At 54.2% G+C, this 24,777-nt stretch carries 20 protein-coding genes and 1 riboswitch; of the genes, 4 read left to right on the forward strand and 16 right to left on the reverse strand.

Annotated features, from left to right (window positions below; translation table 11 throughout):
• Positions 1-314: 314 nt before the first annotated feature.
• From FLS37_RS13675 to FLS37_RS13715, 9 genes are all read right to left on the reverse strand, one after another.
• On the reverse strand, positions 315-2,204 hold the full coding sequence (locus tag FLS37_RS13675) for a nucleoside-diphosphate sugar epimerase/dehydratase (protein WP_232522609.1): 1,890 nt from the start codon (positions 2,202-2,204) through the stop codon (positions 315-317).
• 143 nt (positions 2,205-2,347) lie between these two features.
• Entirely contained in the window at positions 2,348-2,908 is a 561-nt protein-coding gene (locus FLS37_RS13680; RefSeq protein WP_157670534.1) for a sugar transferase, read from the reverse strand.
• Positions 2,909-2,939: 31 nt separating this feature from the next.
• The gene (locus FLS37_RS13685) at positions 2,940-3,881 is read right to left on the reverse strand and encodes an SDR family oxidoreductase (protein ID WP_157670535.1); all 942 of its coding nucleotides are present in this window, start codon (positions 3,879-3,881) and stop codon (positions 2,940-2,942) included.
• Between the two features lies 1 nt (position 3,882).
• Positions 3,883-4,773, reverse strand: coding sequence for a glycosyltransferase (locus FLS37_RS13690; protein ID WP_198314637.1), 891 nt, complete (start codon positions 4,771-4,773; stop codon positions 3,883-3,885).
• Between the two features lie 85 nt (positions 4,774-4,858).
• A complete protein-coding gene (gene rfbC / locus FLS37_RS13695; RefSeq protein ID WP_157670537.1) occupies positions 4,859-5,407 on the reverse strand; it encodes a dTDP-4-dehydrorhamnose 3,5-epimerase in 549 nt (182 codons plus the stop codon).
• A gap of 2 nt (positions 5,408-5,409) precedes the next feature.
• On the reverse strand, positions 5,410-6,294 hold the full coding sequence (rfbA, locus tag FLS37_RS13700) for a glucose-1-phosphate thymidylyltransferase RfbA (RefSeq protein ID WP_157670538.1): 885 nt from the start codon (positions 6,292-6,294) through the stop codon (positions 5,410-5,412).
• A gap of 36 nt (positions 6,295-6,330) precedes the next feature.
• A complete protein-coding gene (rfbD, locus tag FLS37_RS13705) occupies positions 6,331-7,245 on the reverse strand; it encodes a dTDP-4-dehydrorhamnose reductase (protein ID WP_157670539.1) in 915 nt (304 codons plus the stop codon).
• A 2-nt stretch (positions 7,246-7,247) separates the two neighbouring features.
• Positions 7,248-8,309 (reverse strand): dTDP-glucose 4,6-dehydratase, encoded by a 1,062-nt coding sequence (gene rfbB / locus FLS37_RS13710; RefSeq protein WP_157670540.1) that lies wholly within the window; start codon positions 8,307-8,309, stop codon positions 7,248-7,250.
• Between the two features lie 347 nt (positions 8,310-8,656).
• Positions 8,657-9,295, reverse strand: coding sequence for a protein-L-isoaspartate O-methyltransferase (locus FLS37_RS13715; protein WP_157670541.1), 639 nt, complete (start codon positions 9,293-9,295; stop codon positions 8,657-8,659).
• A gap of 92 nt (positions 9,296-9,387) precedes the next feature.
• Positions 9,388-9,490: riboswitch (TPP riboswitch) on the forward strand.
• A gap of 109 nt (positions 9,491-9,599) precedes the next feature.
• On the opposite strand from FLS37_RS13715, the gene thiC reads away from it, so the two are divergent.
• On the forward strand, positions 9,600-11,513 hold the full coding sequence (gene thiC, locus FLS37_RS13720) for a phosphomethylpyrimidine synthase ThiC (RefSeq protein WP_157670542.1): 1,914 nt from the start codon (positions 9,600-9,602) through the stop codon (positions 11,511-11,513).
• 60 nt (positions 11,514-11,573) lie between these two features.
• On the opposite strand, the gene galU is transcribed toward thiC, so the two are convergent.
• The 5 genes from galU to FLS37_RS13745 all read right to left on the reverse strand — a co-directional run bounded on the left by galU (position 11,574) and on the right by FLS37_RS13745 (position 20,404).
• Entirely contained in the window at positions 11,574-12,449 is an 876-nt protein-coding gene (gene galU / locus FLS37_RS13725) for a UTP--glucose-1-phosphate uridylyltransferase GalU (RefSeq protein WP_157670579.1), read from the reverse strand.
• 449 nt (positions 12,450-12,898) lie between these two features.
• Positions 12,899-15,358, reverse strand: a complete 2,460-nt coding sequence (gene ligA / locus FLS37_RS13730; RefSeq protein WP_157670543.1) for an NAD-dependent DNA ligase LigA — start codon at positions 15,356-15,358, stop codon at positions 12,899-12,901.
• A gap of 84 nt (positions 15,359-15,442) precedes the next feature.
• Complete coding sequence (locus FLS37_RS13735; RefSeq protein ID WP_157670544.1) at positions 15,443-16,735, reverse strand: cell division protein ZipA C-terminal FtsZ-binding domain-containing protein; 1,293 nt, start codon at positions 16,733-16,735, stop codon at positions 15,443-15,445.
• Between the two features lie 138 nt (positions 16,736-16,873).
• Positions 16,874-17,968 (reverse strand): iron-sulfur cluster carrier protein ApbC, encoded by a 1,095-nt coding sequence (gene apbC / locus FLS37_RS13740; protein ID WP_232522610.1) that lies wholly within the window; start codon positions 17,966-17,968, stop codon positions 16,874-16,876.
• Positions 17,969-18,157: 189 nt separating this feature from the next.
• The gene (locus tag FLS37_RS13745; protein ID WP_157670546.1) at positions 18,158-20,404 is read right to left on the reverse strand and encodes a patatin-like phospholipase family protein; all 2,247 of its coding nucleotides are present in this window, start codon (positions 20,402-20,404) and stop codon (positions 18,158-18,160) included.
• Positions 20,405-20,480: 76 nt separating this feature from the next.
• Between FLS37_RS13745 and FLS37_RS13750 the strand changes: the two genes are divergently transcribed.
• Positions 20,481-21,158, forward strand: coding sequence for a glycerophosphodiester phosphodiesterase (locus tag FLS37_RS13750; protein WP_157670547.1), 678 nt, complete (start codon positions 20,481-20,483; stop codon positions 21,156-21,158).
• A gap of 29 nt (positions 21,159-21,187) precedes the next feature.
• Here FLS37_RS13750 and dut read toward each other — a convergent pair whose 3' ends face one another.
• A complete protein-coding gene (dut, locus tag FLS37_RS13755) occupies positions 21,188-21,643 on the reverse strand; it encodes a dUTP diphosphatase (RefSeq protein WP_198314638.1) in 456 nt (151 codons plus the stop codon).
• 79 nt (positions 21,644-21,722) lie between these two features.
• Positions 21,723-22,913 carry a bifunctional phosphopantothenoylcysteine decarboxylase/phosphopantothenate--cysteine ligase CoaBC gene (gene coaBC, locus FLS37_RS13760; protein ID WP_157670581.1) on the reverse strand — a complete coding sequence of 397 codons (1,191 nt, stop codon included), beginning with the start codon at positions 22,911-22,913 and terminating at the stop codon, positions 21,723-21,725.
• A 62-nt stretch (positions 22,914-22,975) separates the two neighbouring features.
• Here coaBC and radC point away from each other — a divergent pair, with 62 nt between their 5' ends.
• Both radC and FLS37_RS13770 read left to right on the forward strand, forming a co-directional pair.
• On the forward strand, positions 22,976-23,650 hold the full coding sequence (gene radC / locus FLS37_RS13765) for a DNA repair protein RadC (RefSeq protein ID WP_157670548.1): 675 nt from the start codon (positions 22,976-22,978) through the stop codon (positions 23,648-23,650).
• A gap of 82 nt (positions 23,651-23,732) precedes the next feature.
• A complete protein-coding gene (locus FLS37_RS13770; protein ID WP_157670549.1) occupies positions 23,733-24,725 on the forward strand; it encodes a VCBS repeat-containing protein in 993 nt (330 codons plus the stop codon).
• The last annotated feature ends 52 nt before the right edge of the window (positions 24,726-24,777 follow it).

Below are 24,777 nucleotides of genomic sequence, written 5' to 3' on the forward strand. Positions count from 1 at the left end.
ACTGTCCCGGTTCTGCCACTTGTGAATGGTATCGACGGAGACGTTATAGCGTGCAGCCAGTTCGGCCTGAGTGCCGGTCGCTTGCTGAATTTCCCTGCGAATGGCAGGCGTGGTGCGGGCGTTTTTGTGTAATTGGACGATCATGTTGTCTGGGCCTTGAGCGTTGCCAGAAGCTTACCTAAACTCTCGCGAGCTAGGGCAAGTTTCCAGATGCGTTTACTCAGGCAATCGTCCGGGATGCGACACATACAGCACAAGGGTATTACTCTGTAGCGCAGACTACAATTGCCCGACAGAGCAATACCCATCAGGCGCTAATCCATAAATTCATACAAATGATCGCGCACATCCTGATCAGGCTTAAAGCCCGCGACGCATTCTTGCAGAATTTCGATAATCCGCCGCGAGTCATTCGCCGCACAGGCCGCTCCCAGATCAGCCATCACCAGTGACAATTCATCCGGGCTTAAACAACCTTCATTGGCCTTCATAATTCGCGGGTGCTCGGTACCGCTGACATTATCACCAATCAGCAATTCTTCATACAGCTTCTCGCCGGGACGCAGGCCGGAAAACTCGATGGCAATATCGCCGTGCGGCGTCGTATCATCTTTGACCTTAAAGCCACTCAGGTGAATCATGCGGCGTGCCAAATCGACAATCCGCACCGGCTTGCCCATATCCAGCACAAACACCTCGCCATTCCCACCCATCGCCCCGGCCTGAATCACCAGCTGCGAAGCTTCCGGAATGGTCATAAAGAAGCGGTTGATTTCCGGATGAGTCACTTTCACCGGGCCACCCGCAGCAATCTGCTTGCGAAATACCGGCACCACCGAGCCACTCGAACCGAGCACATTGCCAAATCTAACCATGCAGAAGCGGGTTGAAGACTGCTTGCTTAAGGCAAATGCCTGCAAAATCAGCTCTGACATCCGCTTACTCGCCCCCATGACATTGGTCGGGCGCACAGCCTTGTCGGTGGAAATAAGCACAAACAGTTCAACGCCAGCCTCAATGGCAGCAGAGGCCGCAGCGTGAGTACCAAAGGTGTTATTCAAAATTCCTTCAGTGACATTAAACTCAACCAGCGGGACATGCTTGTAGGCTGCTGCGTGATAGACCGAGTTCACCTCATAGCGCGACATAATCGCCGCCAAACGCATCGCATTCTGTACCGACCCCAGTACCGGATGCAGTGAAATTTCCAAGCCCTGATCACGAATGCTATGGATTAACTCCTGCTCAATTGAATACAGGGCGAACTCGGATAATTCATACAATACCAGCGCGCTAGGCTGATTTTTAATGATCTGCCGGCATAATTCGGCGCCAATCGAGCCACCTGCACCTGTGACCATCACCACTTTGCCGCTGATATTTCTGCGCAGCAGCTCTTTATTGGGAGGTACCGGCTCTCTGCCCAAGAGTTCGTCCACCCCCACCTGTCTGGCTTCGATTGGCCGGATTTCGGTATTCACCAGATCGGCCATGCTTGGCAATATCCGCACTTCTACCGCAAGTGGCTCAAGCTGATTGACCAGCTCGATCTGGCGCGAACGCGAAGCTGATGGAATCGCCAGTAATACCTGCGATACTTCCTGATACTCGATTTGTTGCAGCATCTGCTCATTGCTGAACACCTTCAAGCCGCCAATCTGCAAACCTTGCTGCTCGACTGCATCATCAACAAAGCCTATCGGCTCGTATTCATGGCCTGCGCGCAAAGCCACGGCAAGCTGGCGGCCTGCATTGCCTGCACCATAAATCAAAACCCGCTTTCGCTCGGCAGCAAAAGGAGCGAATTTGCGCAAAATGGAGCGGGCGGCAAAGCGGCTAGAAATGATAATAATTAGAGCCAGCAGCCAGTAAATCAGCAATGAGCCACGTGGCACGCCGGTAATCTGGAATAGCTGTAGAGCGGCAACAAAAAAAAGTGTGGCCAAGGTTACTGCGGTCAGGATGGTGATTACCGCCCGGTCTTCAATGTAGCGGATCACTGCGCGATACAGACCAAAGCGGATAAAAAGCGGCGCAGCAATAATAGAGGGAAGTAAGAATACCCACCAGTCATATTGCAGTGGATAAGTCCAGTTGTCCAAGCGCAAGGAGATGGCGGCCCATAATGCCAAGGGTAAAAGTACAAAGTCTGCAGCCAGAATAATCAGGCTTTTGATGATGCGGGGCAATGCTACTGCTTTCATTAACATATCAAACACGTTAATCCAGTATTAGTCCGGCAATTACACAGGGCAAATTGACAAAAAACCTTTTAATAACAATATCGTACATCTGTTTAAGCGCTCAGATTAAGCGAGGGGTGTCTTTTCTGCGCGTGATATCATAATCAGTGTGAAACGCCTTCTCGCCGGAGCACTTTAAACAGTGTTAAAAAAATAATTTTAATATCAAACCAGAGCGATTTTCTTTGCAGGTATTCTACATCGAATTGGACTTTCTTAGGGATTGGCAACTCGTCACGCCCATTAATTTGCGCCCATCCAGTTAGCCCCGGTAAAAGCTGGTGAACCCCTGATGAAGTTCGTAACGCAATCAGATCGGTTTGATTGAATAAGGCAGGCCTTGGGCCGACAAAACTCATTTGCCCAGTTAATATGCACCATAATTGCGGCAATTCATCCAAACTGGATTTACGCAAGAAGTGTCCAATCGGCGTCAAGTATCGATCAGGATTATCAAGTAGATGAGTAGCCAACTCAGGGGTGTTGGTACGCATGGTGCGAAATTTGGGCATCCGGAAGAGTTGATTGTTCAGACCAACTCGATCTGACCAATACAATACCGGACCGCAAGAGGTAGCTTTGACCCAGATGGCAATCACCACTATCGGTAAAAAAAACAGGGTGAGCAAAACCATTGCAAATGCAATGTCCAGTAAACGTTTCATTATGTAATCCGCATGGTTTTCATACAGCCGCTCAGCGCTGTGATCGATAGAATCTAGCTGTGTCTTCCAGCGCCTGCATCATCGTAAGCGGTGGACGCCACTGCAATGTCCGGCAAGTTTTTTCGATATCAAGCAACAGGGAATCACATAAACGGCTGGCGATATTTTTTCTCCCCAGCAAAAATGCCAAACCCCTGAATAAACTCACCGGCACATAAAATAATCGGGCAGGCACTTTCAAAGCAAATGCCAGACGCCTGATCAATTCTGGCGTCGAAACATCTTCGCCGTCACTGACCAGAAAAACCTGATTGGATGCCGCAGGATGGTGTGCGCAGGTCCAGATTAAATCGAGCAGATTTTCCAGAGCGACCAAGCTACGCCGGTTGCTGATCGCACCGAGCGGTAGCGGTATACCACGCATAATCGCCCTGACTAACAGATCAAAATTGGCCTTAACCCCGGCACCATAGACGAGCGGCGGGCGAATGATCACCACCTGCATACCGGCCGTTCTGGCCAACTCAAGCAAACCTTGCTCAGCTTCATATTTTGAGATGGCATAAGCATCTTCCGGTTTAGGCTGATCATCGGCGCTAAACGGCAAGCCATCACGATTTTTTTCGCCATGTACCTTGATCGAGCTGATAAAGATAAAGCGCCTGACCCCGGCCTGAGCCGCTTGACGGGCTAGATTGATAGTGCCTTCCACATTCACTTTTCTATATTCAGCCAGTGGATTGATTGCATCATCAGCAAGCAGATGAACACGTGCAGCCGTGTGGACAACAACCCCAACCCCTGGCAGCAATGCTTGCCAGTCGGTTTGCCCATCCATGGCAGGCATGATGACAGAATCGCCAACCGCTCGCCTTGCAACGGCACAATATTGCACCCCCTGGCGTTTGAGCATGGCAATGAAACCCTGACCGACAAATCCGGTCGCTCCGGTCACTAGAAATTTGTCCGACATATCAGCGAAGTAGCGCGATAAATAAAATAAAGCCGAGCCTATCCCGAAAGCGCCGTCGGCAATTGGCAGCAGCCATGATTAGACGCAATCGATTGAAACAGCCCATTTGATTCAACCAATGAATCGGGGGCGCGCTAGCTAACTCCAACATCTCTGCGATGCACCGAATTTGTCGGAGATACCAGCCATCACGCAGCTTGCCTATGCGCTTGAACGCGGCCCGTACGCCCTGGTTGATCCCGACCACATTATTGGCATGCTGACGATAGTGCATCATGGGTACCCGGTCGATATACCACAATAAACCCAGATTGCGAGCCCAAGCGTAAATCAGCCAGTCATGCAAAACAATATCTGCGGATGCGGCTTGCTTGGCGCGCAAAAACTGCTGCAACTGACATGCCGCGTTAATCTGCATCACATAAGTGCAACCGGGCCCGGCAGCCTCGAACAGGTAATCCCATTGTCTTTGAGCTTGCGCTTTGTTGATCAGCATTTTTCGCCCATCAGGCCAAAATGCCAACACATTACCTGAATAAATATCGGCTTTAAGGCGCTCAAGTGTGTCTGCGGCGCGCTTGAGCTTCCCAGGAAACCAAAGATCGTCCTGATCAGCCAGCGCGATATAGTCAAAACAGGAAAAAGAGACATCTCGAATCAGGCGGAAGAAATTGCCTGCAGCGCTGCCAAATCTATCGTCGCGGGGGAGAAGAACAATCTGGTCATGGCTGCAGGACTGCAAATATTCCCAGGTGCCATCAGTCGAACCATCATCACTGATGAATAGCGTTACGGCCAGATTCTCTTGCTGCAAAATCGATTCGATCTGGGCTTTGACATATGCCATGCCATTGCAGGTGGCCATTAACACCGCGACACGCCGCGTCTTCAAGTCCAGCTCCCTGCGCCATCATCAGCAAAATGCATATGTCTTACCTAGATGATCAATCGGCACGCAGGGCAGCATGGTCATCACTTTACTCAAACGAATCAGCCGATTTGAATACGATGCCGACCTGATCTTTGGCTGACAAACTTGGTGCCGCTGCCAGCTCAGGCCATGTAATAGCCAGATCTTGATCATTCCACAGCAAGCTGCGTTCATGCTCTGGAAACCAGTAATCTGTCGTTTTATACAGAAATTCGGCCACTTCGCTCACCACAACAAAGCCATGAGCAAACCCTTCCGGAACCCAGAGCTGGCGTTTGTTTTCCTCACTGAGCGTCACCCCCACCCACTGGCCAAATGTGGCTGAAGACTTGCGCAAATCCACCGCTACATCGAAGACTTCGCCGCGTGTACAACGCACCAGTTTTCCTTGCGGGTGCTGGATCTGATAATGCAGGCCGCGCAAAACACCTTTGACCGATTTGCTGTGGTTGTCTTGTACAAATTCAACTTTACGACCAATCGCTTCTTCAAATCTGGCGTGATTAAAACTCTCGTAAAAGAAACCACGGTCATCACCAAATACTTTGGGCTCGATAATCTTGACGTCGGGAATAGCGGTGTCAATGACATTCATATTTAAAATACCTTTTCCAGAATCATGCGCAGCAAATATTGGCCGTAGGCATTTTTCTTCAGCGGCTGCGCCAATTGCTCAACTTGCGCTGCGTCAATCCAGCCCTGGCGATAGGCGATTTCTTCCGGACAGCAGACTTTCAGCCCCTGGCGCGCTTCAATCGTCTGAATAAACTGGCTGGCTTCCAGCATGGATTCATGGGTGCCGGTATCGAGCCAGGCATAGCCACGGCCCATGGTTTGCACGTCCAACTGGCCTTGGGCGAGATACACACCGTTGACATCGGTGATTTCCAGCTCGCCACGCGGCGAGGGTTTGATATTTTTGGCAATTTCAACGACCTGATTGTCGTAGAAATACAGGCCGGTCACTGCGTAATTGGACTTTGGCTGCTGTGGCTTTTCTTCAATCGACAAAGCTTTGCCACTTGCATCAAAATCCACGACGCCGTAGCGCTCAGGGTCATGCACATGGTAGGCAAATACACTGGCACCCTGCTCTTTGGCTGCAGCTTCTTTGAGCAATCCGGCAAATTCATGCCCGTAGAAAATATTATCTCCCAGCACCAGCGCGACATTGTCCTGACCGATGAAGTCTTCGCCGATGATAAATGCCTGCGCCAAGCCATCTGGGCTAGCTTGCACAGCATATTGCAACTTGAGCCCCCACTGGCTGCCGTCGCCGAGCAATTGCTCGAAACGCGGCGTGTCTTGCGGGGTTGAGATGATCAGGATATCGCGAATCCCCGCGAGCAGCAGGGTGCTCAGCGGGTAGTAGATCATCGGTTTGTCGTAGATCGGCAGGAGTTGTTTCGAAACTGCGATCGTGGCGGGAAATAGGCGTGTACCCGATCCACCCGCGAGAATAATGCCTTTACGATTGGCCATTGTGTGTGTCCTGAAATTGAAGTTACGGCAGCGCATTTATCCTTGCTTGAGCAAGGTCATCACCTGATGCACGCCTGCTTGCCACATCGGCAAGCTTAAGCCAAATGCCGTCTGGATTTTTTGCGTATCTAAGCGCGAATTGGCAGGGCGTGGCGCGGGTACTGGGTAGTCGCTACTCGGAATCGCTTTAATATCGTGACTAGCAATCTTGAGGGTATAGCCCTGCAGGGCAGATATATCATTAACTAGCGAAGCATACCCATGCCAGCTGGTTTCTCCGCCGGCAACCAGGTGGTAAGTGCCGTAGGCAAATCCGGCTTGGTCGGCACAACGCAGATACTGCGCAATAATTTGCGCCGTCACATCGGCCAGCAGGCTAGCTGAAGTTGGCGCGCCAAACTGATCGGCTACCACGCTGAGCGCTTCACGCTGCTGCATCAGCCGCAGCATGGTTTTCAGAAAGTTGCCACCATGTGCGCCAAAGACCCAGCTGGTGCGGAAGATCAAGTGGCGCGGGTGGGCGGCCGCTACGGCCAGCTCGCCAGCCAGCTTGGTTTTACCGTAAACCGACTGCGGATTGGGTGTATCGGTTTCGCTATACCAACCGTCTTTATTGCCGTCAAACACGTAATCGGTCGAATAGTGAATCAACAATGCACCCTGCTTGGCGGCTTCTTCGGCGAACACTTGGGGTGCAGTGGCGTTCAGCGCTGTGGCGAACTCAACTTCGGATTCAGCTTTATCGACTGCGGTATGCGCGGCAGGGTTAACAATAATGTCGGGGCGAACGCGCTGCACCAGCTCACGAATGGCCTCTGGATTACTCAGATCACATTCTTCACGATCAACCGCAACAATTTCGCCGAGAACGGCGAGGCTGCGTTGCAGTTCAAATCCGACCTGGCCATTTTTGCCCGTGACCAATATCTTGGGTATTGCCTGAGAAGCCATGATTAGGCTCCGTACTGGGTTGATACCCACTCACGGTATGCACCGCTGGTGACGTTTTTCACCCAGTCTTGATTGGCCAAGTACCATTCCACCGTTTTACGGATGCCCGATTCGAAGGTTTCGGCCGGTTTCCAGCCCAATTCACGTGCGAGCTTCGTCGCATCAATCGCGTAGCGGCGATCATGGCCCGGACGATCGGTCACATAAGTAATCTGCTCAGCGTAGCCTTGGCCATCCGTGCGCGGCTGCAATTGATCGAGCAGGCTGCAAATGGTTTTCACCACATCCAGATTGGCTTTTTCGTTCCAGCCGCCGACGTTATACGTTTCACCTACTTTACCCGCTTCCAATACGCGGCGGATTGCAGAGCAATGGTCTTTCACATACAACCAATCGCGGATTTGCTGGCCATCGCCATAAATCGGCAGTGGCTTGCCATTGAGCGCATTCAAAATCACCAGCGGAATCAATTTTTCTGGGAAATGGTATGGGCCATAGTTGTTTGAGCAATTGGTCGTTAACACAGGCAAACCGTAGGTGTGGTGCCAGGCCCGAACGAGGTGATCTGAAGCCGCTTTAGAAGCAGAGTACGGGCTGTTGGGCTCGTAGGTATTGGTTTCAGAAAACGGCGGATCATTGGCCTCGAGCGTGCCATACACTTCATCAGTTGAAACATGCAAGAAGCGGAAGGTTGCTTTGTCATCGGCTGGCAGCTCATTCCAATAAGCGCGCACGCTTTCGAGCAGATTGAAAGTACCAACCACATTAGTCTGGATGAAATCACCAGGGCCGTGAATGGAGCGATCCACATGCGATTCAGCCGCAAAATTAATCACCGCGCGAGGTTTGTGCTCGGCCAGCAAACGGCCAATCACGTCGCGATCACCAATATCGGCACGCACAAAAACATGCCGGGTATCGCCCTGCAGCCCTTGCAGGGTGTCGAGGTTACCGGCATACGTCAGTTTATCGACATTGACCACGGCTTCATCCGTACCCGCCAGCCAGTCCAACACAAAATTACCGCCGATAAATCCAGCGCCGCCTGTAACTAAAATTGTCATTTATAACGCATCCAATCAATGTGCAGCCGTGCAAATCCACCGCTCTAATTAATTCATCATGATGCCGCCCCTAGCACAAGGCACAAAGTCGGCTAAATTTAGGCAGCGATACCGCAGACGGGCTGCATAGCCCAGTTCAAATTCTCAAATCATGCTCAAGCCCGACAGCCCAAATACAAGGCGGCTTGGTATTTAGCTTACAGATCGCAAATACAAGCCGCACATTCTACCTAATCTGTATCAAATTCATACTCGATTAAAGGCAAAAACCCGCAAAAGTGCGGGTTTTGGATGATAAACATCAAGTCAGCCAGATAAAGCCATGAGCAAAGCCGAAGGCCGGGCTATTAAAAGGCAAACTGCAGTGTATTCACTCGAAAGCGGGGCAAATTGTAATCAAAAACCTGCTTGGGCTTGACTGCAGTTTTACCCTGGACAAATAAGGTAGCATGCATTATTGGCTCTTGCCCTAAAATAGCGATCAGGCGGCCTTCCACGGACAATTGCTGCATCAGTTCTGCAGGCACCTCTTCAAATGAAGCTGCGGCAATAATCACATCAAACGGTCCCTGCTTGCTAGTCAGGGTTGTCCCTACTTCAATACTGACATTTTTAATCCCTGCAGCCTTGAGCGCTGCATTGGTCAGCTCGGCTTGCTTGGTGTCTGCCTCGATGACCACTACCTGCGCACAGAGGCCAGCAGCCAGCGCAGTCAGGTAAGCAGTGCCAGCGCCAACGATCAACACTTTATCAGTTTCTTTCAGTGCCACTTCCTGCAGCAAGCGGGCTTCCACTTTCGGTGCCAGCATCAGTTGGCCATTAGCCAGCGGCAATTCAACATCGACAAAAGCGAGCTCTTTTTTGTCGGCAGGCACAAAGTCTTCGCGGCGGGTATTGAGGACGCGCTCAAGAACTTTGGAGTCCAAAACATTCCATGGGCGGATTTGTTGTTCTACCAGTAAATAACGTGCTTTTTCCCAATCCATGTTTGCGTCACCTCAAAGCTTGGCCGTTCTTGGCCTGTGTTAATCGAATATATCTTGCAATTATCCCACAACTCTTTTAATTTCACATTCATTCATATCGCTAGGGGTTCTGGCTACGTCGTTTTAGCCGGATGAGAAACACCCTTGGAACCTGATCCGGTTAATACCGGCGAAGGGAAGCGAGTGCGTTTAATCCCCCACTCTGTCTCCCCTCGTTCGTATTTCGATCCGATATTTCAGTGGCATATATCGACTTATATCCCCACTGCAAACCGAATGCGTGAATATCATTGGAGACCCTAAAATGAACGCCAAAGTTGAATTTCTAGCCACCGAAGCCGTGGTTGATTCCGCCGCCATCCAGCCTTTACCCAATTCACGCAAAATTTATGTGCAAGGCTCACGCCCCGACATCCAAGTGCCGATGCGTGAAATCAGCCAGGCCGATACGCCAACGATGTTTGGTGGCGAGCAAAACCCGCCGATTTATGTGTATGACTGTTCGGGCGCGTACACCGATCCAAACGCAACCATTGACGTGCGCAAGGGCTTGGCTCCGATTCGCGCGGCATGGATTGCCGAGCGCGATGACACCGAGCAATTGGATGGCATGACCAGCGAATATGGCCGCGCCCGCGAAGCCGACAAGAGCCTTGACGATCTGCGTTTTGAATTACAACGCAAACCGCGTAAAGCCAAACCAGGCAAAAACGTGTCGCAAATGCATTACGCTCGCCAAGGCATCGTGACGCCGGAAATGGAATACGTGGCGATTCGCGAAAATTTGCAGCGCGAAAAATACACTGAAAGCCTGCTGGCGCTGGGCGAGAAAGGCAAAAAGCTCGCCAAAATGATGTTGTTCCAGCATCCGGGGCAAAATTACGGTGCGAATATTCCAGAGAAAATCACACCTGAATTCGTTCGCGATGAAATCGCCGCCGGTCGCGCGATCATTCCAAACAATATCAACCACCCCGAATCCGAGCCGATGATCATCGGCCGCAATTTCCTGGTGAAGATCAACGGCAACATCGGCAATTCGGCCGTCACTTCGTCGATTACCGAAGAAGTCGACAAAATGACTTGGGGCATTCGCTGGGGCGCCGACACGATCATGGATCTGTCGACCGGTAAAAACATCCACGAAACGCGCGAATGGATTTTGCGCAATTCGCCGGTACCGATTGGCACCGTGCCTATTTATCAGGCCTTGGAAAAAGTAAACGGCAAGGCCGAAGATCTGACTTGGGAAATTTTCAAAGACACGCTGATCGAGCAGGCCGAACAAGGTGTTGACTACTTCACCATCCACGCCGGCGTGTTGCTGCGTTATGTGCCGATGACGGCCAACCGCATGACCGGTATCGTGTCGCGCGGCGGCTCGATCATGGCCAAATGGTGTTTGGCGCACCACAAAGAAAACTTCCTCTACACGCACTTTGAAGAAATTTGCGAGATCATGAAAGCCTACGACGTAGCGTTCTCGCTCGGCGATGGCCTGCGTCCAGGTTCGGTGTGGGATGCGAACGACGAAGCGCAATTGGGCGAGCTCAAAACGCTGGGTGAATTGACGCAAATCGCGTGGAAACACGATGTACAAGTTATGATCGAAGGCCCTGGCCACGTGCCGATGCAATTGATCAAAGAAAATATGGATAAAGAACTGGAATGGTGCCATGAAGCGCCGTTCTACACCCTTGGTCCATTGACGACTGACATTGCCCCCGGTTACGACCACATCACTTCGGCGATTGGCGCAGCGCAAATCGGCTGGTACGGCACCGCAATGCTTTGCTACGTAACACCAAAAGAGCATTTGGGTCTGCCGAACAAAGCCGACGTGAAAGAAGGCATCATTACGTACAAATTGGCCGCCCACGCCGCGGATTTGGCAAAAGGTCATCCGGGCGCGCAGATTCGTGACAATGCCTTGTCAAAAGCGCGTTTTGAATTCCGCTGGGAAGATCAATTCAATATCGGTCTTGATCCAGACCGTGCACGCGAATTCCACGACGAAACCTTGCCGAAAGATAGCGCTAAAGTGGCGCACTTCTGCTCAATGTGCGGCCCGCACTTCTGCTCGATGAAAATCACACAGGATGTGCGCGAATTTGCCGAACAGCAAGGCATCGATGCCGAAGCGGCGCTGACCAAAGGCATGGAAACCAAATCAATTGAATTTATCAAAGGCGGCGCAAAGCTCTACGACAAAGCCTGATCAAATCCAAGTCACACCCAAACAAAAGACCACCTTTCGGTGGTCTTTTTTTTCATTCAATCAGAATGTCTTGCAGAACTCTTTCATGTAGGCGGTGAAATCCGGGCCAACTTCGTGGTGTTTCAGACCCAGCTCGACTGTGGCTTTCAGAAAGCCGATTTTGCTGCCGCAGTCGTAGCGCGTGCCTTGCAGTTTGTGCGCCAAGATGTGTTGTTCTTGCATCAGGGCAAAAATGCCATCGGTCAGCTGAATCTCGCCACCTTTACCGGGCTGGACATTTTGCAGGTGATGGAAAACGCGCGGCGTCAGGATGTAGCGACCGACCACGGCCAGATTGGATGGGGCTTCCTCCGGCTTTGGTTTCTCGACAATATTGCCCACGCGCAGACGGCCCGCGTTTTCACTCACTTCTACAATACCGTAGCTGCCGGTTTCTTCATGGGCGACTTCTTCTACCCCCAGTACCGAGCAGTGCGTATCGCCAAAGACATCAACCATACGCTTCATTTCCGACACGCCGTCACCGTCGATCAGGTCATCAGCCAGAATCACCGCAAATGGCTCGTCGCCGACCACCGGTTTGGCGCACAGCACCGCATGCCCCAGACCCAGCGCTTCGGGCTGGCGGATGTAAATGCAGGTTACTGATTTAGGAATAATGCCGCGCAAGACTTCCAGCAGCTTGGTTTTCTGCTTGGCTTCCAGATCGGCTTCCAGCTCGCCGGCCTTATCAAAGTGATCTTCAATGCTGCGCTTATGGCGGCCTGTGATAAAAATCATTTCGGTAATGCCTGCCGCCAGCGCCTCTTCAACGGCGTACTGGATCAGCGGCTTGTCCACCACGGACATCATTTCTTTCGGGCTAGCCTTGGTCGCGGGCAGAAAACGCGTTCCCATCCCTGCTACGGGGAACACGGCTTTACGGATTTTTTGCATGGTATTTCCTTGAAGAGAGAGGGTATTGTCGAGTAAACCGAGACGCAAGGCTGCGCCCATTACCTGATCGGCCTGCTTGAGATTGAGCACCTCAGGCCACTGGGAAACGGCAGAACGCCCTAGCCCGAGCGCATCGGCCAGGCGGGTTTGGCTACCAAAAAGGCGCAGTGCTTCAGATTTTTGCATATCCAACATGTTCAATTAATTGGACACACAAGTCAATCGCGAAAATAAAATTTATTTGTTTAAAATTTTAAACAAGCCAAAAGCTTTACCTAGACAAACAAACCACCGGCATACTTGGCAAGGTATACCCCTGTAAAGCAAATGAAAAAACAGCTACAGCCCTATACCCACCCCAATAAATCTAGCCACCATGGTTACTCGTGCAAATTATCACCGTGACCAAGCTCACAGCACAGACCACAGCAAGCACCAATCAAATGGCCCTAGCCCAGCAAAGCGAGCAATTGCGCCTCGTCCAGCACCGCAACACCCAGCTCCTGCGCTTTATCCAGCTTGCTGCCCGCGGCCTCACCCGCAACCACAAAGCTGGTTTTTTTCGAGACGCTGCCGGAGACTTTGCCTCCTGCCGCTTCGATCAGTGCTTTGGCTTCGTCCCGACCCAGCGTGGGCAGCGTGCCAGTCAACACCAGCGTTTTACCGGCAAAAACGCCCTGCTCGGCGGCGCTGTCAGCCGGGATTTGCGCCAGCCAATCCAGACGCAGCTGGTCAAGCTGCGCCAGCACGCCGGGGTTGGCAGCCAGCCAGCCTTGTAGCGATTGCGCCACCTCCAGCGGTAAGCCAGCGTCCTGCAGACGACCCTGGCTGAATTCATGCAGATCAGCCAGCTGCGCCAAGCCGGTGCATACCTGCGTGGCTCGTGTCAGCGTGAGCTTGGGGATGTCGAGCGCCGCCAGAATGGCGGGCAGCGTCAGGCGCTCGCGCAGCGCCGGTTGCGGCGCATGTTCGCCCTGCGGCTCGACACCGCTGGTCAGCAATTGGGCCACCACCGTGCGGTTGTGCTCTTCGGCAAAAAAGTCGGCAATTGCGACGGCAACTGTCGCCCCAATATCGGGCAACAGCCGCAATATCGCCGCAGGTGCTTGCTGGATTTTGGCCAAGCTACCCAGATAATCGGCCAATGTTTTGGCGGTCGATTCGCCAACATGGCGGATACCCAGTGCAAAGATCAGCCTCGCTAGCGGCGGTTTGCGACTCGCTTCAATCGCGGCCAGCAGGTTTTCAGCCCACTTCGTCGTCACCTGCCCGGCTTTGACCGTTTCCGGCACCGTTCCAACTCTTTCATCGGCACGGCGTTTCATTTCCAGAAAATCAGCCAGCGTCAGCCGGTATAGATCGGCTGGATTATGCACAAAATCATGCTCCACCAGCTCGTCGATGTAGCGCTCACCCAGCCCGTCGATGTCCATCATGCGGCGGCCAGCAAAGTGCTTCAGCGCTTCTTTGCGCTGAGCCGAGCAGAACAGCCCGCCGGTGCAGCGCACACGCGCCTCATCGGGCTCGCGCACGGTTTTGCTGCCGCACACCGGGCAAACCGGGTGCAACTCCAGAATCCGGTACGCCGGATAATGCGGCGCCTGCGCTGGCGAGAACAGATCGCCCCCGGGAACGGCCTGCATCGGGCGGCGCTCGAGCACCACTGAGACCACTTCGGGGATCACATCGCCTGCGCGACGAACAATCACGGTATCGCCGACGCGAACATCTTTGCGATCAATTTCATCCTGATTGTGCAGCGTGGCGTTGGTGACCGTGACGCCGCCGACGAAGACCGGCGCAAGTCGCGCTACTGGCGTGAGCGAGCCGGTGCGCCCGACCTGAATATCAATCGCCTCAACCACGGTCAGTGCCTCTTGCGCTGGGTATTTGTGCGCCACGGCCCAGCGCGGCTCGCGCGTTCTGAACCCCAGCTCGGACTGAAGCGCCAGCGAATTGACTTTATAAACCACACCGTCAATATCAAACGGCAGCGTATCGCGCAGTGCGGCCACCTTGGCATGGAACTCGGCCAGACCCGCACCGCCTTTCACCACCGCACGCACATCGCAAACCGGAAAACCAAATTGTGCCAGTGCATCGAGAATACCCGAATGGGTATCGGGCTGCACATCCCATCCAGCAACCTCGCCAAGGCCATACCCATAGAAAGACAGTGGCCGCTGCGCGGCGATACTCGGATCCAGCTGGCGCACAGCACCCGCTGCGGTATTACGCGGGTTGACGAAGGTTTTTTCACCTTGACCAATCTGGCGCGCATTGAGCGCCTCGAAATCATCACGCCGCATATACACTTCGCCACGTACTTCGAGCACAACGGGGAACGGGGAATCTCCTGCCTGACCGGCTGCAAACAAATCCGGCGTGGCGGCTAGCAATTGACGCTGCGGCACCTGTAGGCGCAACGGAATCTGCCCAATAGTGCGGATATTCTGCGTTACATCTTCGCCTGTTGCACCATCGCCGCGCGTTGCGGCCTGCACCAGCACGCCATTTTCATAGCGCAGATTAATTGCCAAGCCATCAAATTTCAGCTCGGCGGCGTATTCAATCGCCGGATCGGTGGCAGACAAACCTAGCTCTTTGCGCACGCTGGCATCAAATGCCAAAGCGCCCTGCTCGCTCACATCTGTTTCGGTGCGAATCGACAACATCGGCACCACATGCGTCACTGGTGCAAACTGCGGCAGCGGCTTGCCGCCAACGCGCAAGGTGGGCGAATCCGGGCTTAACAGCTCAGGATGCGCCTGCTCGATGGCCTGCAGCTCGCGAAACAGGCGATCGTACTCGGCATCGGGCACACTGGGGGCATCGAGCACATAGTATTCATGCGCATAGCGATTGAGTTGTTCGCGCAATGTGGCGGCTTGCAAGGCTAAATCGGTCATCACTTTTTCCAAAACTTTTTACAAATACAAACGCCGCTTCAAAGAAGCGGCGTTGTTAAACACCCGTGACTATCATTGCTCCAATCAGGCAAACAAGCGCAGCGCGGCCACCGAACCGGGCGCAATACCGCGATCATCCATGCTGGCATACAGCTCAGCCAGCTGGCGGCGAATATTAGCCAGGCTTTTAGCGTTCAGCGGCTTGCCATTGTCATCAACCAGCTCCAGCGCCAACGCTTGCGACAGGCTTTGGGCAAACTCGGTCAGATAATCAAAGACGGCAATTCCGCCCGCCACACGCGGCACGTCAAACAGCAAGGTCAGGCCTTTCGAGGTGGCCATCAGTGGCGTCTGATCCTGATTGGCCAGCACAAACAGGGTTTTCCCCGAATCGCTGCGATACTGGAAAGTGCCATCATTGGCGCGCACCATACCGGCGTTTTCGGCGTGCAGGCGCACTTTTTCCATCGGAATCGGCCGCGCACCCGCCGGAATATTCAAGCCAATCAGCACATCAACCGAGGCACAGAAATCATCAAGCTCGCGCGCAGCTGCCAGCTTGGCCGAGCGTTGCGGGAATGTAACAACCGCTTCGTGCTCGTCGGCAAATTGCTGCACCCCCATACAGAAGGCATTGAGCGATTCCTGCGTTAGCGCGCCCTGGCGATCAGCCAGCTGCATGCCCACCCGCAGCTCCAGATAGCGATTGCGGCTGGTTGAATTAACGGTTTCCCATTGATCCAGCTGATTCAAACCAATCATCTGCACGCGTTTGGTCGCCGGAAACGGCGGCACATCAGCAGCAGCAATGGCCTGACCGGCGTGAACTTCGGCAATAAAATCCAGCGCCGGGTCAATCAGGCTGGTGACCAGCACATCTTCTTCGGCATCATCAAAGCTGCGCACAGACACACTGGCTGGCGCGGCAGCAAAGTCGCTCACTGGCGCTGCCACCTCAGGGGTATAAGCCACAGGCGCTTCTACCGACTGGGCTGGAGCCACATACGTCGAACGGTATGATGGTGGCAAATCCGGCACGTCGTCCGGCATGTCTTCGTCATAGCGCACGGGTGCGGGGGTGTACTTCGGCACATCGTATTCGGGCTCGCTCAGAACTGGCGGCTGGAGCGGCTCGGCTTCACGCTCGTCCTGCGGCAGGGCTGGCGTATCGAGCACCGGCTCCAGTCGTTGCGGATCACCCTTGCGAACCAGATTTTTCGGGGTATTGATCAGCACATCGTCCTGATTGCGCCGATTGTTCGCGAAGGCTTTATTGGCCTGTTTTTTATACCGGTATTCCTGCCACTGGTTGTAGGCAAATACCGCGCCAACAAATGCGCCGGCGATGATTAGCGCACCTAGTTGCGTGTCGGTCATCGTGTTTAATCTCTACTCGTCTTATGACTCAATGCAGCTTGAGTTGTTCTTTTACGGCCTTGCTACCCAAGGCGCTCCCCACAAGGATACCAGACTTGCAGGTTTTATTGCCCACCGAGCGCCTTACTGGAGCAGAAATTAAGTATTCTGAATGACGATTTTCGGGAATTTATTGCTGAAATCCTGCGATTTGGCCGCCACTTTCACCGCCACCTTGCGCGCTATCGCTTTATAAATGGCGGCAATTTCGCCATCGGGTTCGGCAACCACACTAGGCTGGCCTGCGTCAGCATTCAGGCGGATGGACAAATCCAGCGGCAGCTTGCCAATCAGCTCGGTGCCATATTCAGCGCCCATTTTCTCGCCGCCACCTTCGCCAAAAATCGGCTCGATATGGCCGCAATTGCTGCAGACATGCATGCTCATGTTTTCCACAATACCCAAAATCGGCACGCCAACCTTTTCAAACATCTTCAAGCCCTTGCGCGCATCAAGCAAAGCAATATCCTGTGGCGTCGTCACAATCACCGCGCCGGTAACGGGTACTTTTTGTGACAAGGTGAGCTGGATGTCGCCCGTACCCGGCGGCAGATCGATCACCAGATAATCGAGCTCGCCCCACAGCGTATCGTTCAGCAACTGGGTCAAAGCTTGCGTCACCATCGGGCCGCGCCAGACCATGGGCTGCTCCGGGTCGATCAGAAAGCCGATCGACATATTGAGCACGCCGTATTTCTCAATCGGTTTGATGTATTTATTGTCGATGGATTCGGGGCGCTCGTCAGCCACCCCCATCATCGTTGGCTGGCTAGGGCCGTAAATATCGGCATCGAGCAAACCGACTTTTGCACCTTCAGCGGCCAGCGCCAGCGCCAGATTGGCCGATGTGGTTGACTTACCCACCCCGCCCTTGCCCGACGCAACGGCAATAATATTCTTGATGCCCTTTTGCAGCGGCATGCCACGGGCGACCGAGTGCGCCACAATCTGGCTACTGACATTGACCTTAACCTCTTCAACGCCGTCAAGCACCTGCAGCGCTTGCACCAGCTGCTGCTCGCGGGCGGCAAACTGGCTTTGCGCAGGATAGCCCAGCACCAGATCAAGCTCGACCCGTCCCTGCTCCTGGCGCAAATTTTTGATGTTTTTGCTCGACAGATAATCCTTGCCCGTATCCGGATCGATCAAAGTAGCCAGTGTCTGGCGGATGGCATCCAATTGGGTCTCACTCACGGTCTCGTTTCCTGTGCTTGCTGCTGCAGGCGCTCGCCCCAGCAATCGGTCGAATAATTTCATGTTGATCACTTCGTTTACTGTGCGGCGACCCTATCAGCAGGGTATCACGCGGCAGCTTTGCATTGATGTCCTGCCAGATGGGGGCAAGTGGCAAAAATGCAATCTATGCATTGATCTTCTCACGCTTTAAAACTGCTTACCCAGCATAAAGTAGGCGCTCCACATCGCGTTATCGCCATAGGCCATGCCCAGATAAATTGGCCCCAGAAAGCTATCGTAAGCCAGATAGGCCGCGGCGGATGAGCGCCAGCGCTTTTCGTCGTAGGCATTGAGCTGCTCAAACAGGTGCGCGCCTTCCAGCGCCAGCCCCCAGTAGCTTTTGGGCAACAGGCTGGTTGGCTGGTAGTACTGCAAGGAGGTATACAAAAAACGGTTGGCCAGCAGCTCCTGATAGCGATAGCTCGACATATTCAGAAAGCCACCCAGCCAGCGGATATCGACAAAATCGGGCGCCTCGCCGACTTGTTCCTGCGCACGCACGGTGAGAACGCCAGCCCCCGAGGCCAGCTTGCGTGCTGTTCTAAATTCACCGCCGAGGCGGAAATAATGATTGATGTCGCTGCCGTTTTTCACCGACAGATAGGCATTCAGATTGAGATACTCGCCATCGCTGGGAAAGAAATAATTATCCAGCTGGTCATAAAACAGGCTGGCATGTACGCCCAGATCTCTGGCCGAACCACCATCAAATAGCGGAATGCCGATATTTTCCTTGAGCTTGTACAAATTGAGCACTGGCCCCAGACGTGCCTCACCATACTTGGTCAGCGTCGAACCTAAATCAACCCCCGCCGTAAGCCGCCGGTATTCATAATCGCCAAATTGCTTGCCGTCCAGCCACAGCGACAAAGGCTCGGTTTTGTAGCTGGCATAGGGCGCAATAAAAGCCAGCCCATCCAGATGCAAGGGCTGATAAAACTCGCTGCGGATTTCCTCGGTCGTCCCTACCCGCGCCAGCGTTTTCCATTCGGCGCCCAGCGAATTGATCCAAGTACGCCGGTACATTGCGCTAATCGTCCATGGCGTTGAGCCGCGAAAATCGGTGCCGACACCGATGCCGAAATTCAGATAATTGGGTCCCCAAGATTTCTCAATCGGCAGGATATGCAGCTCATCATCTCCTCCTTTGCGGTGCAGCTCGTAATCGAGCTGGCTAAAGTCCCCGCGCGCATACACCGTGGCCAGATTCTTATGAAACTCGGGCAAATCCAGCGGCTCGCCAGTTTTGACTTCCAGCGCATTTTCAAGCACCGCCGGATTTACCTGATTCGGATCTTTCACTTCTACGCTGGCAATCGCGCGGCTTTGCAGATGTCGCCCAAGCCGATTTTGTGACCAGTTGGCAAACTGCCCGGCAGAAACCGCGTAGCGCTGCAGTTGCGGCAGAGCGGCCAGCGCGGCCAGCTCACCCGCCTTGATCATTTCGGCTGACTTTTTGAAATCACTGGATGACATGGTGCCCAGCTGCGGCGAAATCAGTACATCCTCGGCCGTCAGCGAATCGAGCTGCGGCTTGACGTTTTGCACCATCATCAGCCGGGTGTACTGGTCGGCCACCGAGAAAATACTGTTCAACTCCTCGCGCTTGAGCGGCTCGGCGCCCACATCAATCGCAATCACCACATCCGCGCACGTTTGCCGCGCCACATCAATCGGCATATTGCGCACCAGGCCGCCATCAACCAGGACGTGATCCTTGCTGTTTACCGCCGGAAATACGCCAGGCACCGCCATACTGGCGCGCATGGCGGTTACAATGTCGCCATCTTCAAACACCACCATCTGCCCCGTCACCAGATCGGTCGCCACGGCACGATACGGCACCGGCAGATCGTCAAAATGCCGGACTGTGCCAGCGTACGTCAGCTCACGCAGGAAAAACTCGATTTTCTGCGTGCTGATTGCCGCATTGGGCAGCTTGATACTCAAATCATCACTTAAGCCCAGCTCTAGACCAATCAGGCCCAGCGCATCGTCATTTTTTTTGCGGTAGGAATTAATCTGGCGTGGCAGGCTGGACGAAAGCAGATCATCCCAGTTGGCGGCCTGAATCCGCTGCGTCATCTCTTCACTGCTACGCCCCGCGGCATAAGCCGCCCCCACCAGCGAGCCAATACTGGTGCCCACAACGCAATCGACAGGAATCCGGTTTTCTTCCAACACCTTGAGCACGCCGATATGGGCAAAGCCACGTGCCCCGCCACCGCCCAGCACCAGCCCGATACGTGGCCGGGCTTGATCGCCTGCCGGGCGCGCCGCCACTGTGGCACTGGCCGACGATGCGGACGTCTGCACAGCGGCAGACGATGCTACACTGGCGCCCAGCACGCTCAGGCTCAATAGGAAAGACACCATAGATTGGCGAGTGATCATCAATTTGATTCCTGCACAAGGCAGTTAATAACAAGTTTAATCTGGCAATACGCCATCGAATTCGAGTGTACCCAACATGCATTACATTGCACACCGCGGCTGGACCCGCAATCACCCCGAAAACACACTTGCGGCTTTTGGCGAGGCCTGGGCAGCAGGGATGACGGGCTTTGAAACCGATATTCGTTGTGATCGTGATGGCGTGGCCATTCTGTTTCACGATCGTTGTGCGGCCGATGGGCAATTGGTCAAATCGCTAACGCACGCCCAGCTATGCGACATACAAGGCTATCCGGTTCCGACGCTGAGCGAAGCACTGGCGGCCTTTCCCACTGCATTCTGGAATCTGGAACTCAAATCGGCGGACTGCTTGAATGCGACCCGCGCGGTACTGGAAGCGCAAGCACAGCCATTTAAAGGACTGATCAGCTCCTTCCATCATCAGCTGATTTTGACTATCGCACGCGAAACCCAGCTGCCCTGCGCTTTGCTACTGGCCAACTCACCGGTGCGTACGATCAATCTGTACACCATGCTGGCCACCGTGCCGCGCCCGGTCGGGGTTGGTCTGGTGTTTGATTACGAGATTGCCTCGGGCGAGCAAATTGCCGAGCTGACGCGCCAGCAAGTGCCGTGCTGGGTGTATGGTCTGCAGCACGCCGACGAATATGCCACCGCGCTGAGCTGGCCCCTGGCGGGGCTGATTTGCGATCACCCCGAACATGTACCGGGGCTGAAACCCAGAACAGCTTAAGTTTAAAGGGGCTAAACAGCCTCTGTACTTTAGTGCTTGCCAGTACTACCAAAACCGCCTTCGCCACGATCTGACTCGGCAAATTCATCGACGATATTAAACGCCACCTGCACCACCGGCACGATCACCAGCTGCGCAATCCGCTCCAGCGGCTGAATCGTAAAGCTGGCGTTGCCGCGGTTCCACACCGACACAAACAGCTGGCCCTGATAATCCGAATCGATCAGGCCAACCAGATTGCCCAGCACGATGCCATGCTTGTGGCCCAGACCCGAGCGCGGCAGGATCATCGCCGCCAGTGTCGGATCTTCCAGATGAATCGCCATGCCGGTGGGCACCAGCGTCGTTGCGCCCGGTGCCAGCTCGATTGGCGCGTCCAGACATGCACGCAAGTCCAGCCCCGCAGCACCCGGCGTGGCATAGGCAGGCAGATTGTCTTTCAGGCGGGCATCGAGGATTTTTACATCCATGGTTTTCTTGCTCATATCATTTCCTTTATGGGTATATCGCTACAAATAAGATCAGGATTGCCCTTCAGGGCAATACCCATCAGCTATTACGCAATCAATCTTTCTTCGCGCTAGGATAAAGCCGGGCAATATGCGCCATCAATTTGCGCGCAATATCGATTTTCGGCGCGCTGTGCAGCCGCGTTTCGCCGTGATCGTCAAGCAGCACCACTTCATTGGTGTCCGCGCCAAAGGCGTTTTGCACTAAATTGGCGACCAGCAGCGGCAGCTTTTTGCGCTGGCGTTTGGCTTCGGCGTATTCGAGTAGGTTTTCCGACTCGGCAGCAAAGCCGACACAGAATGGCGGATTCGGGCGCGATGATACGCCAGCCAGAATATCGGGGTTCGGCGCGAGCTCGAGCGTTAGAATATGCGCGTCTTTTTTGATTTTCTGCTCGGATGGATTGAGCACATAGTAATCAGCCACTGCCGCCACGCCGATGAAAATATCGCTCGCGGCCACTTCGGCCTCCACTGCGGCCAGCATTTGCTGCGCTGATTGCACATTAATCCGCCGCGCACCGATGGGCGTCGGCAAAGCAGTTTCGCCCGACACCAGCACCACTTCGGCGCCAGCCTCATACGCAGCCCGTGCAATCGCGTAGCCCATTTTGCCGCTGCTGGTATTGGTAATGCCGCGCACGGCGTCGATGCGCTCGAAAGTCGGGCCAGCAGTAATCAGCACGCGACGGCCTTTGAGCACTTTGGGCTGCAAAGCCGCTTCGAGGTAATCGAAAATTTCTGCCGCTTCGAGCATTCGCCCGTCACCCACTTCACCACAAGCCTGCTCGCCATGACCCGGGCCAAAGATCGCCACGCCATCGGCTTGCAATTGCGCGATATTGCGCTGATTGGGCGGGTTTTCCCACATCTGGCGATTCATCGCTGGCGCAACCATCAAAGGGCAATCACGCGCAGCAACCAAGGTTGAGAGCAGATCATCGCACTGCCCGTGTGCCACTTTGGCCAGAAAATCGGCCGACGCGGGCGCCACCAGCACCGCGGCCGCGCCGCGCGTTAAATCGATATGCGGCATATTATTGGGCCGCCGCGCATCCCACTGATCGGTGTAAACAATATTGCCGCTCAGGGCCTGAAACGTCACCGTACCGACAAAATGTGTCGCCGCCTCGCTCATCACCACATGCACGTCGTAACCGGCCTTGACCAGCAGCCGGGTTAATTCGGCCGATTTATACGCCGCCACACCGCCGGTAATACCCAGTACGATTTTTTTCTGATTAATTGCGCTCACAGCTTGCGCGCCTCTGCTAGAAAGAATGTCCGACAGTTTACAGAAAAAATCCTATGTCGATTACTGATTGGCCTGCCGACGAGCGCCCGCGCGAGAAATTACTCGCCCATGGCGCAGTTTCGCTCTCGGATGCCGAATTGCTGGCGATTTTTCTACGTGTTGGCTTGCCCGGCAAATCGGCGGTTGATCTGGCGCGTGAGTTGCTCGGCCATTTCGGCTCGCTCGAAGCACTGTTTGCCGCCAGCCTGCACGATTTTGACGCCATTAGCGGCATTGGTGCGGCCAAATATGCGCAATTGCAAGCGGTGCTCGAAATGAGCCGCCGCGCGCTGGCCGAGCAACTGAAAGCGCGCGATTCATTTGAAAACCCCACCGCCGTACGTGATTTTTTGCGCCTGCGCTTGCGCGGCATCCGCCATGAAGAATTTCATGCTCTCTATCTTGACACTGGCTATCGGCTGATCGCCGCCGAAACCTTATTTAAAGGCACACTGAACGAGACGCGTGTTTACCCGCGCGAGCTGGCCAAGCATGCGATTGCGCACAATGCCGCGGCGATTATCGTGGCACATAATCACCCCAGCGGCAGTGCCGAGCCCTCCAGCGCCGATATTCTGCTCACCCGCCAGCTACAGCACGCTCTGGAGTTGCTCGACATCAAGCTGCTGGACCATTTTATCGTTGCCGCCCATCAGATCGTGTCGCTGGCCGAGCTGGGGCACCTGTAAAAGCGACCATTCACGCCGATAAGTTCAGCATGCTTTGCATGCGCAAGCGCCGCCTTCGCATGCCCACCAGCCGAGGTGCATCATGCGTATTAGCGAATCCGATCTAACCCTCAGCGCCCAGCGCAGCTTTCGCCGCGAACAGAGCGAAAGCCTGTCGGTGCGCTATGAAGCCCCGCGCCCGATCCCGCAAGCAGCAGACGAATCGGTAGAAATATCCAGCGCCGCCCGCATGTTGGACGAGCAGCAGGAGGCGATCGAGAACGACCCCAGAATCAAACTGATCAAAAGCCTGATCGAAGCCATGCTGGGGCGCGAAATAAAGCTAGGGTATAAGCCTGCAGATCAATCAGAGCAACCTTCACGGAGCAATACCCAGGCAAGCACCCAGCCCATTCAATTGGAGGATGGCTGGCAAATCGAGTACCATGCCAGTGAGCATGAAAGCGAGCAAACCCGCTTTGCCACCAGCGGCACCATCAAAACAGCCGACGGGCGCGAGATCAGCTTTGAAGCTGAATTAAGCCTCAGCCGCAGTTTTAGCCAGCGTGTTGATCTGAGCATTGCCACCGGCAGCGCCGCACGCCCGAAAAAAGACCCGCTGGTGCTCAACTATGACGCGCCAGTGGTCACGCTATCGGACAAAACCTTCAGCTTTGACATTGATTCGGATGGCAAAGCCGAGCAAATCCACCAGCTCAACCGTGGCAGCGCTTACCTCGCACTGGACCACAATCACGATGGCAAAATCAATCACGGCAAAGAGCTGTTTGGCGCGCAAAGCGGCAATGGCTTTGCCGATCTGGCGCAGTACGATCAAGACACTAACGGCTGGATAGACGAAGCCGACCCGGTCTACGCCGACCTGAAACTGTGGCTAAAAGACGCCAGCGGGCAGGATCAACTTAAAACGCTGCTGGAGATGAAAATCGGCGCCATTTACCTGGGCTATGCGCGCGGCGATTTTGACCTGAACAATAGCCAAAACCAGAATTACGGCCAAATTCGCAGCTCGGGCGTCTATCTGCACGAAAATGGCCGGGTGGGCAGCGTACAGCAGCTTGATCTGAGCGTCTGAACGCCTCAATCTCTGAACGCCAAGCAGTACAGTTTGCCCATTTTCCGACCGA

Source organism: Chitinibacter sp. GC72, assembly GCF_009760905.1.
Classification (GTDB): Bacteria; Pseudomonadota; Gammaproteobacteria; order Burkholderiales; family Chitinibacteraceae; genus Chitinibacter.

What these genes read in the sequence shown, in the direction of transcription:
- FLS37_RS13675 (WP_232522609.1), bottom strand. Translation starts at nt 2,204, where the DNA reads ATGAAAGCAGTAGCATTGCCCCGCATCATCAAAAGCCTGATTATTCTG.
- FLS37_RS13680 (WP_157670534.1), bottom strand. Translation starts at nt 2,908, where the DNA reads ATGAAACGTTTACTGGACATTGCATTTGCAATGGTTTTGCTCACCCTG.
- FLS37_RS13685 (WP_157670535.1), bottom strand. Translation starts at nt 3,881, where the DNA reads ATGTCGGACAAATTTCTAGTGACCGGAGCGACCGGATTTGTCGGTCAG.
- rfbC (WP_157670537.1), bottom strand. Translation starts at nt 5,407, where the DNA reads ATGAATGTCATTGACACCGCTATTCCCGACGTCAAGATTATCGAGCCC.
- rfbA (WP_157670538.1), bottom strand. Translation starts at nt 6,294, where the DNA reads ATGGCCAATCGTAAAGGCATTATTCTCGCGGGTGGATCGGGTACACGC.
- rfbD (WP_157670539.1), bottom strand. Translation starts at nt 7,245, where the DNA reads ATGGCTTCTCAGGCAATACCCAAGATATTGGTCACGGGCAAAAATGGC.
- rfbB (WP_157670540.1), bottom strand. Translation starts at nt 8,309, where the DNA reads ATGACAATTTTAGTTACAGGCGGCGCTGGATTTATCGGCGGTAATTTT.
- FLS37_RS13715 (WP_157670541.1), bottom strand. Translation starts at nt 9,295, where the DNA reads ATGGATTGGGAAAAAGCACGTTATTTACTGGTAGAACAACAAATCCGC.
- thiC (WP_157670542.1), top strand. Translation starts at nt 9,600, where the DNA reads ATGAACGCCAAAGTTGAATTTCTAGCCACCGAAGCCGTGGTTGATTCC.
- galU (WP_157670579.1), bottom strand. Translation starts at nt 12,449, where the DNA reads ATGCAAAAAATCCGTAAAGCCGTGTTCCCCGTAGCAGGGATGGGAACG.
- ligA (WP_157670543.1), bottom strand. Translation starts at nt 15,358, where the DNA reads ATGACCGATTTAGCCTTGCAAGCCGCCACATTGCGCGAACAACTCAAT.
- FLS37_RS13735 (WP_157670544.1), bottom strand. Translation starts at nt 16,735, where the DNA reads ATGACCGACACGCAACTAGGTGCGCTAATCATCGCCGGCGCATTTGTT.
- FLS37_RS13745 (WP_157670546.1), bottom strand. Translation starts at nt 20,404, where the DNA reads ATGATCACTCGCCAATCTATGGTGTCTTTCCTATTGAGCCTGAGCGTG.
- FLS37_RS13750 (WP_157670547.1), top strand. Translation starts at nt 20,481, where the DNA reads ATGCATTACATTGCACACCGCGGCTGGACCCGCAATCACCCCGAAAAC.
- dut (WP_198314638.1), bottom strand. Translation starts at nt 21,643, where the DNA reads ATGAGCAAGAAAACCATGGATGTAAAAATCCTCGATGCCCGCCTGAAA.
- radC (WP_157670548.1), top strand. Translation starts at nt 22,976, where the DNA reads ATGTCGATTACTGATTGGCCTGCCGACGAGCGCCCGCGCGAGAAATTA.
- FLS37_RS13770 (WP_157670549.1), top strand. Translation starts at nt 23,733, where the DNA reads ATGCGTATTAGCGAATCCGATCTAACCCTCAGCGCCCAGCGCAGCTTT.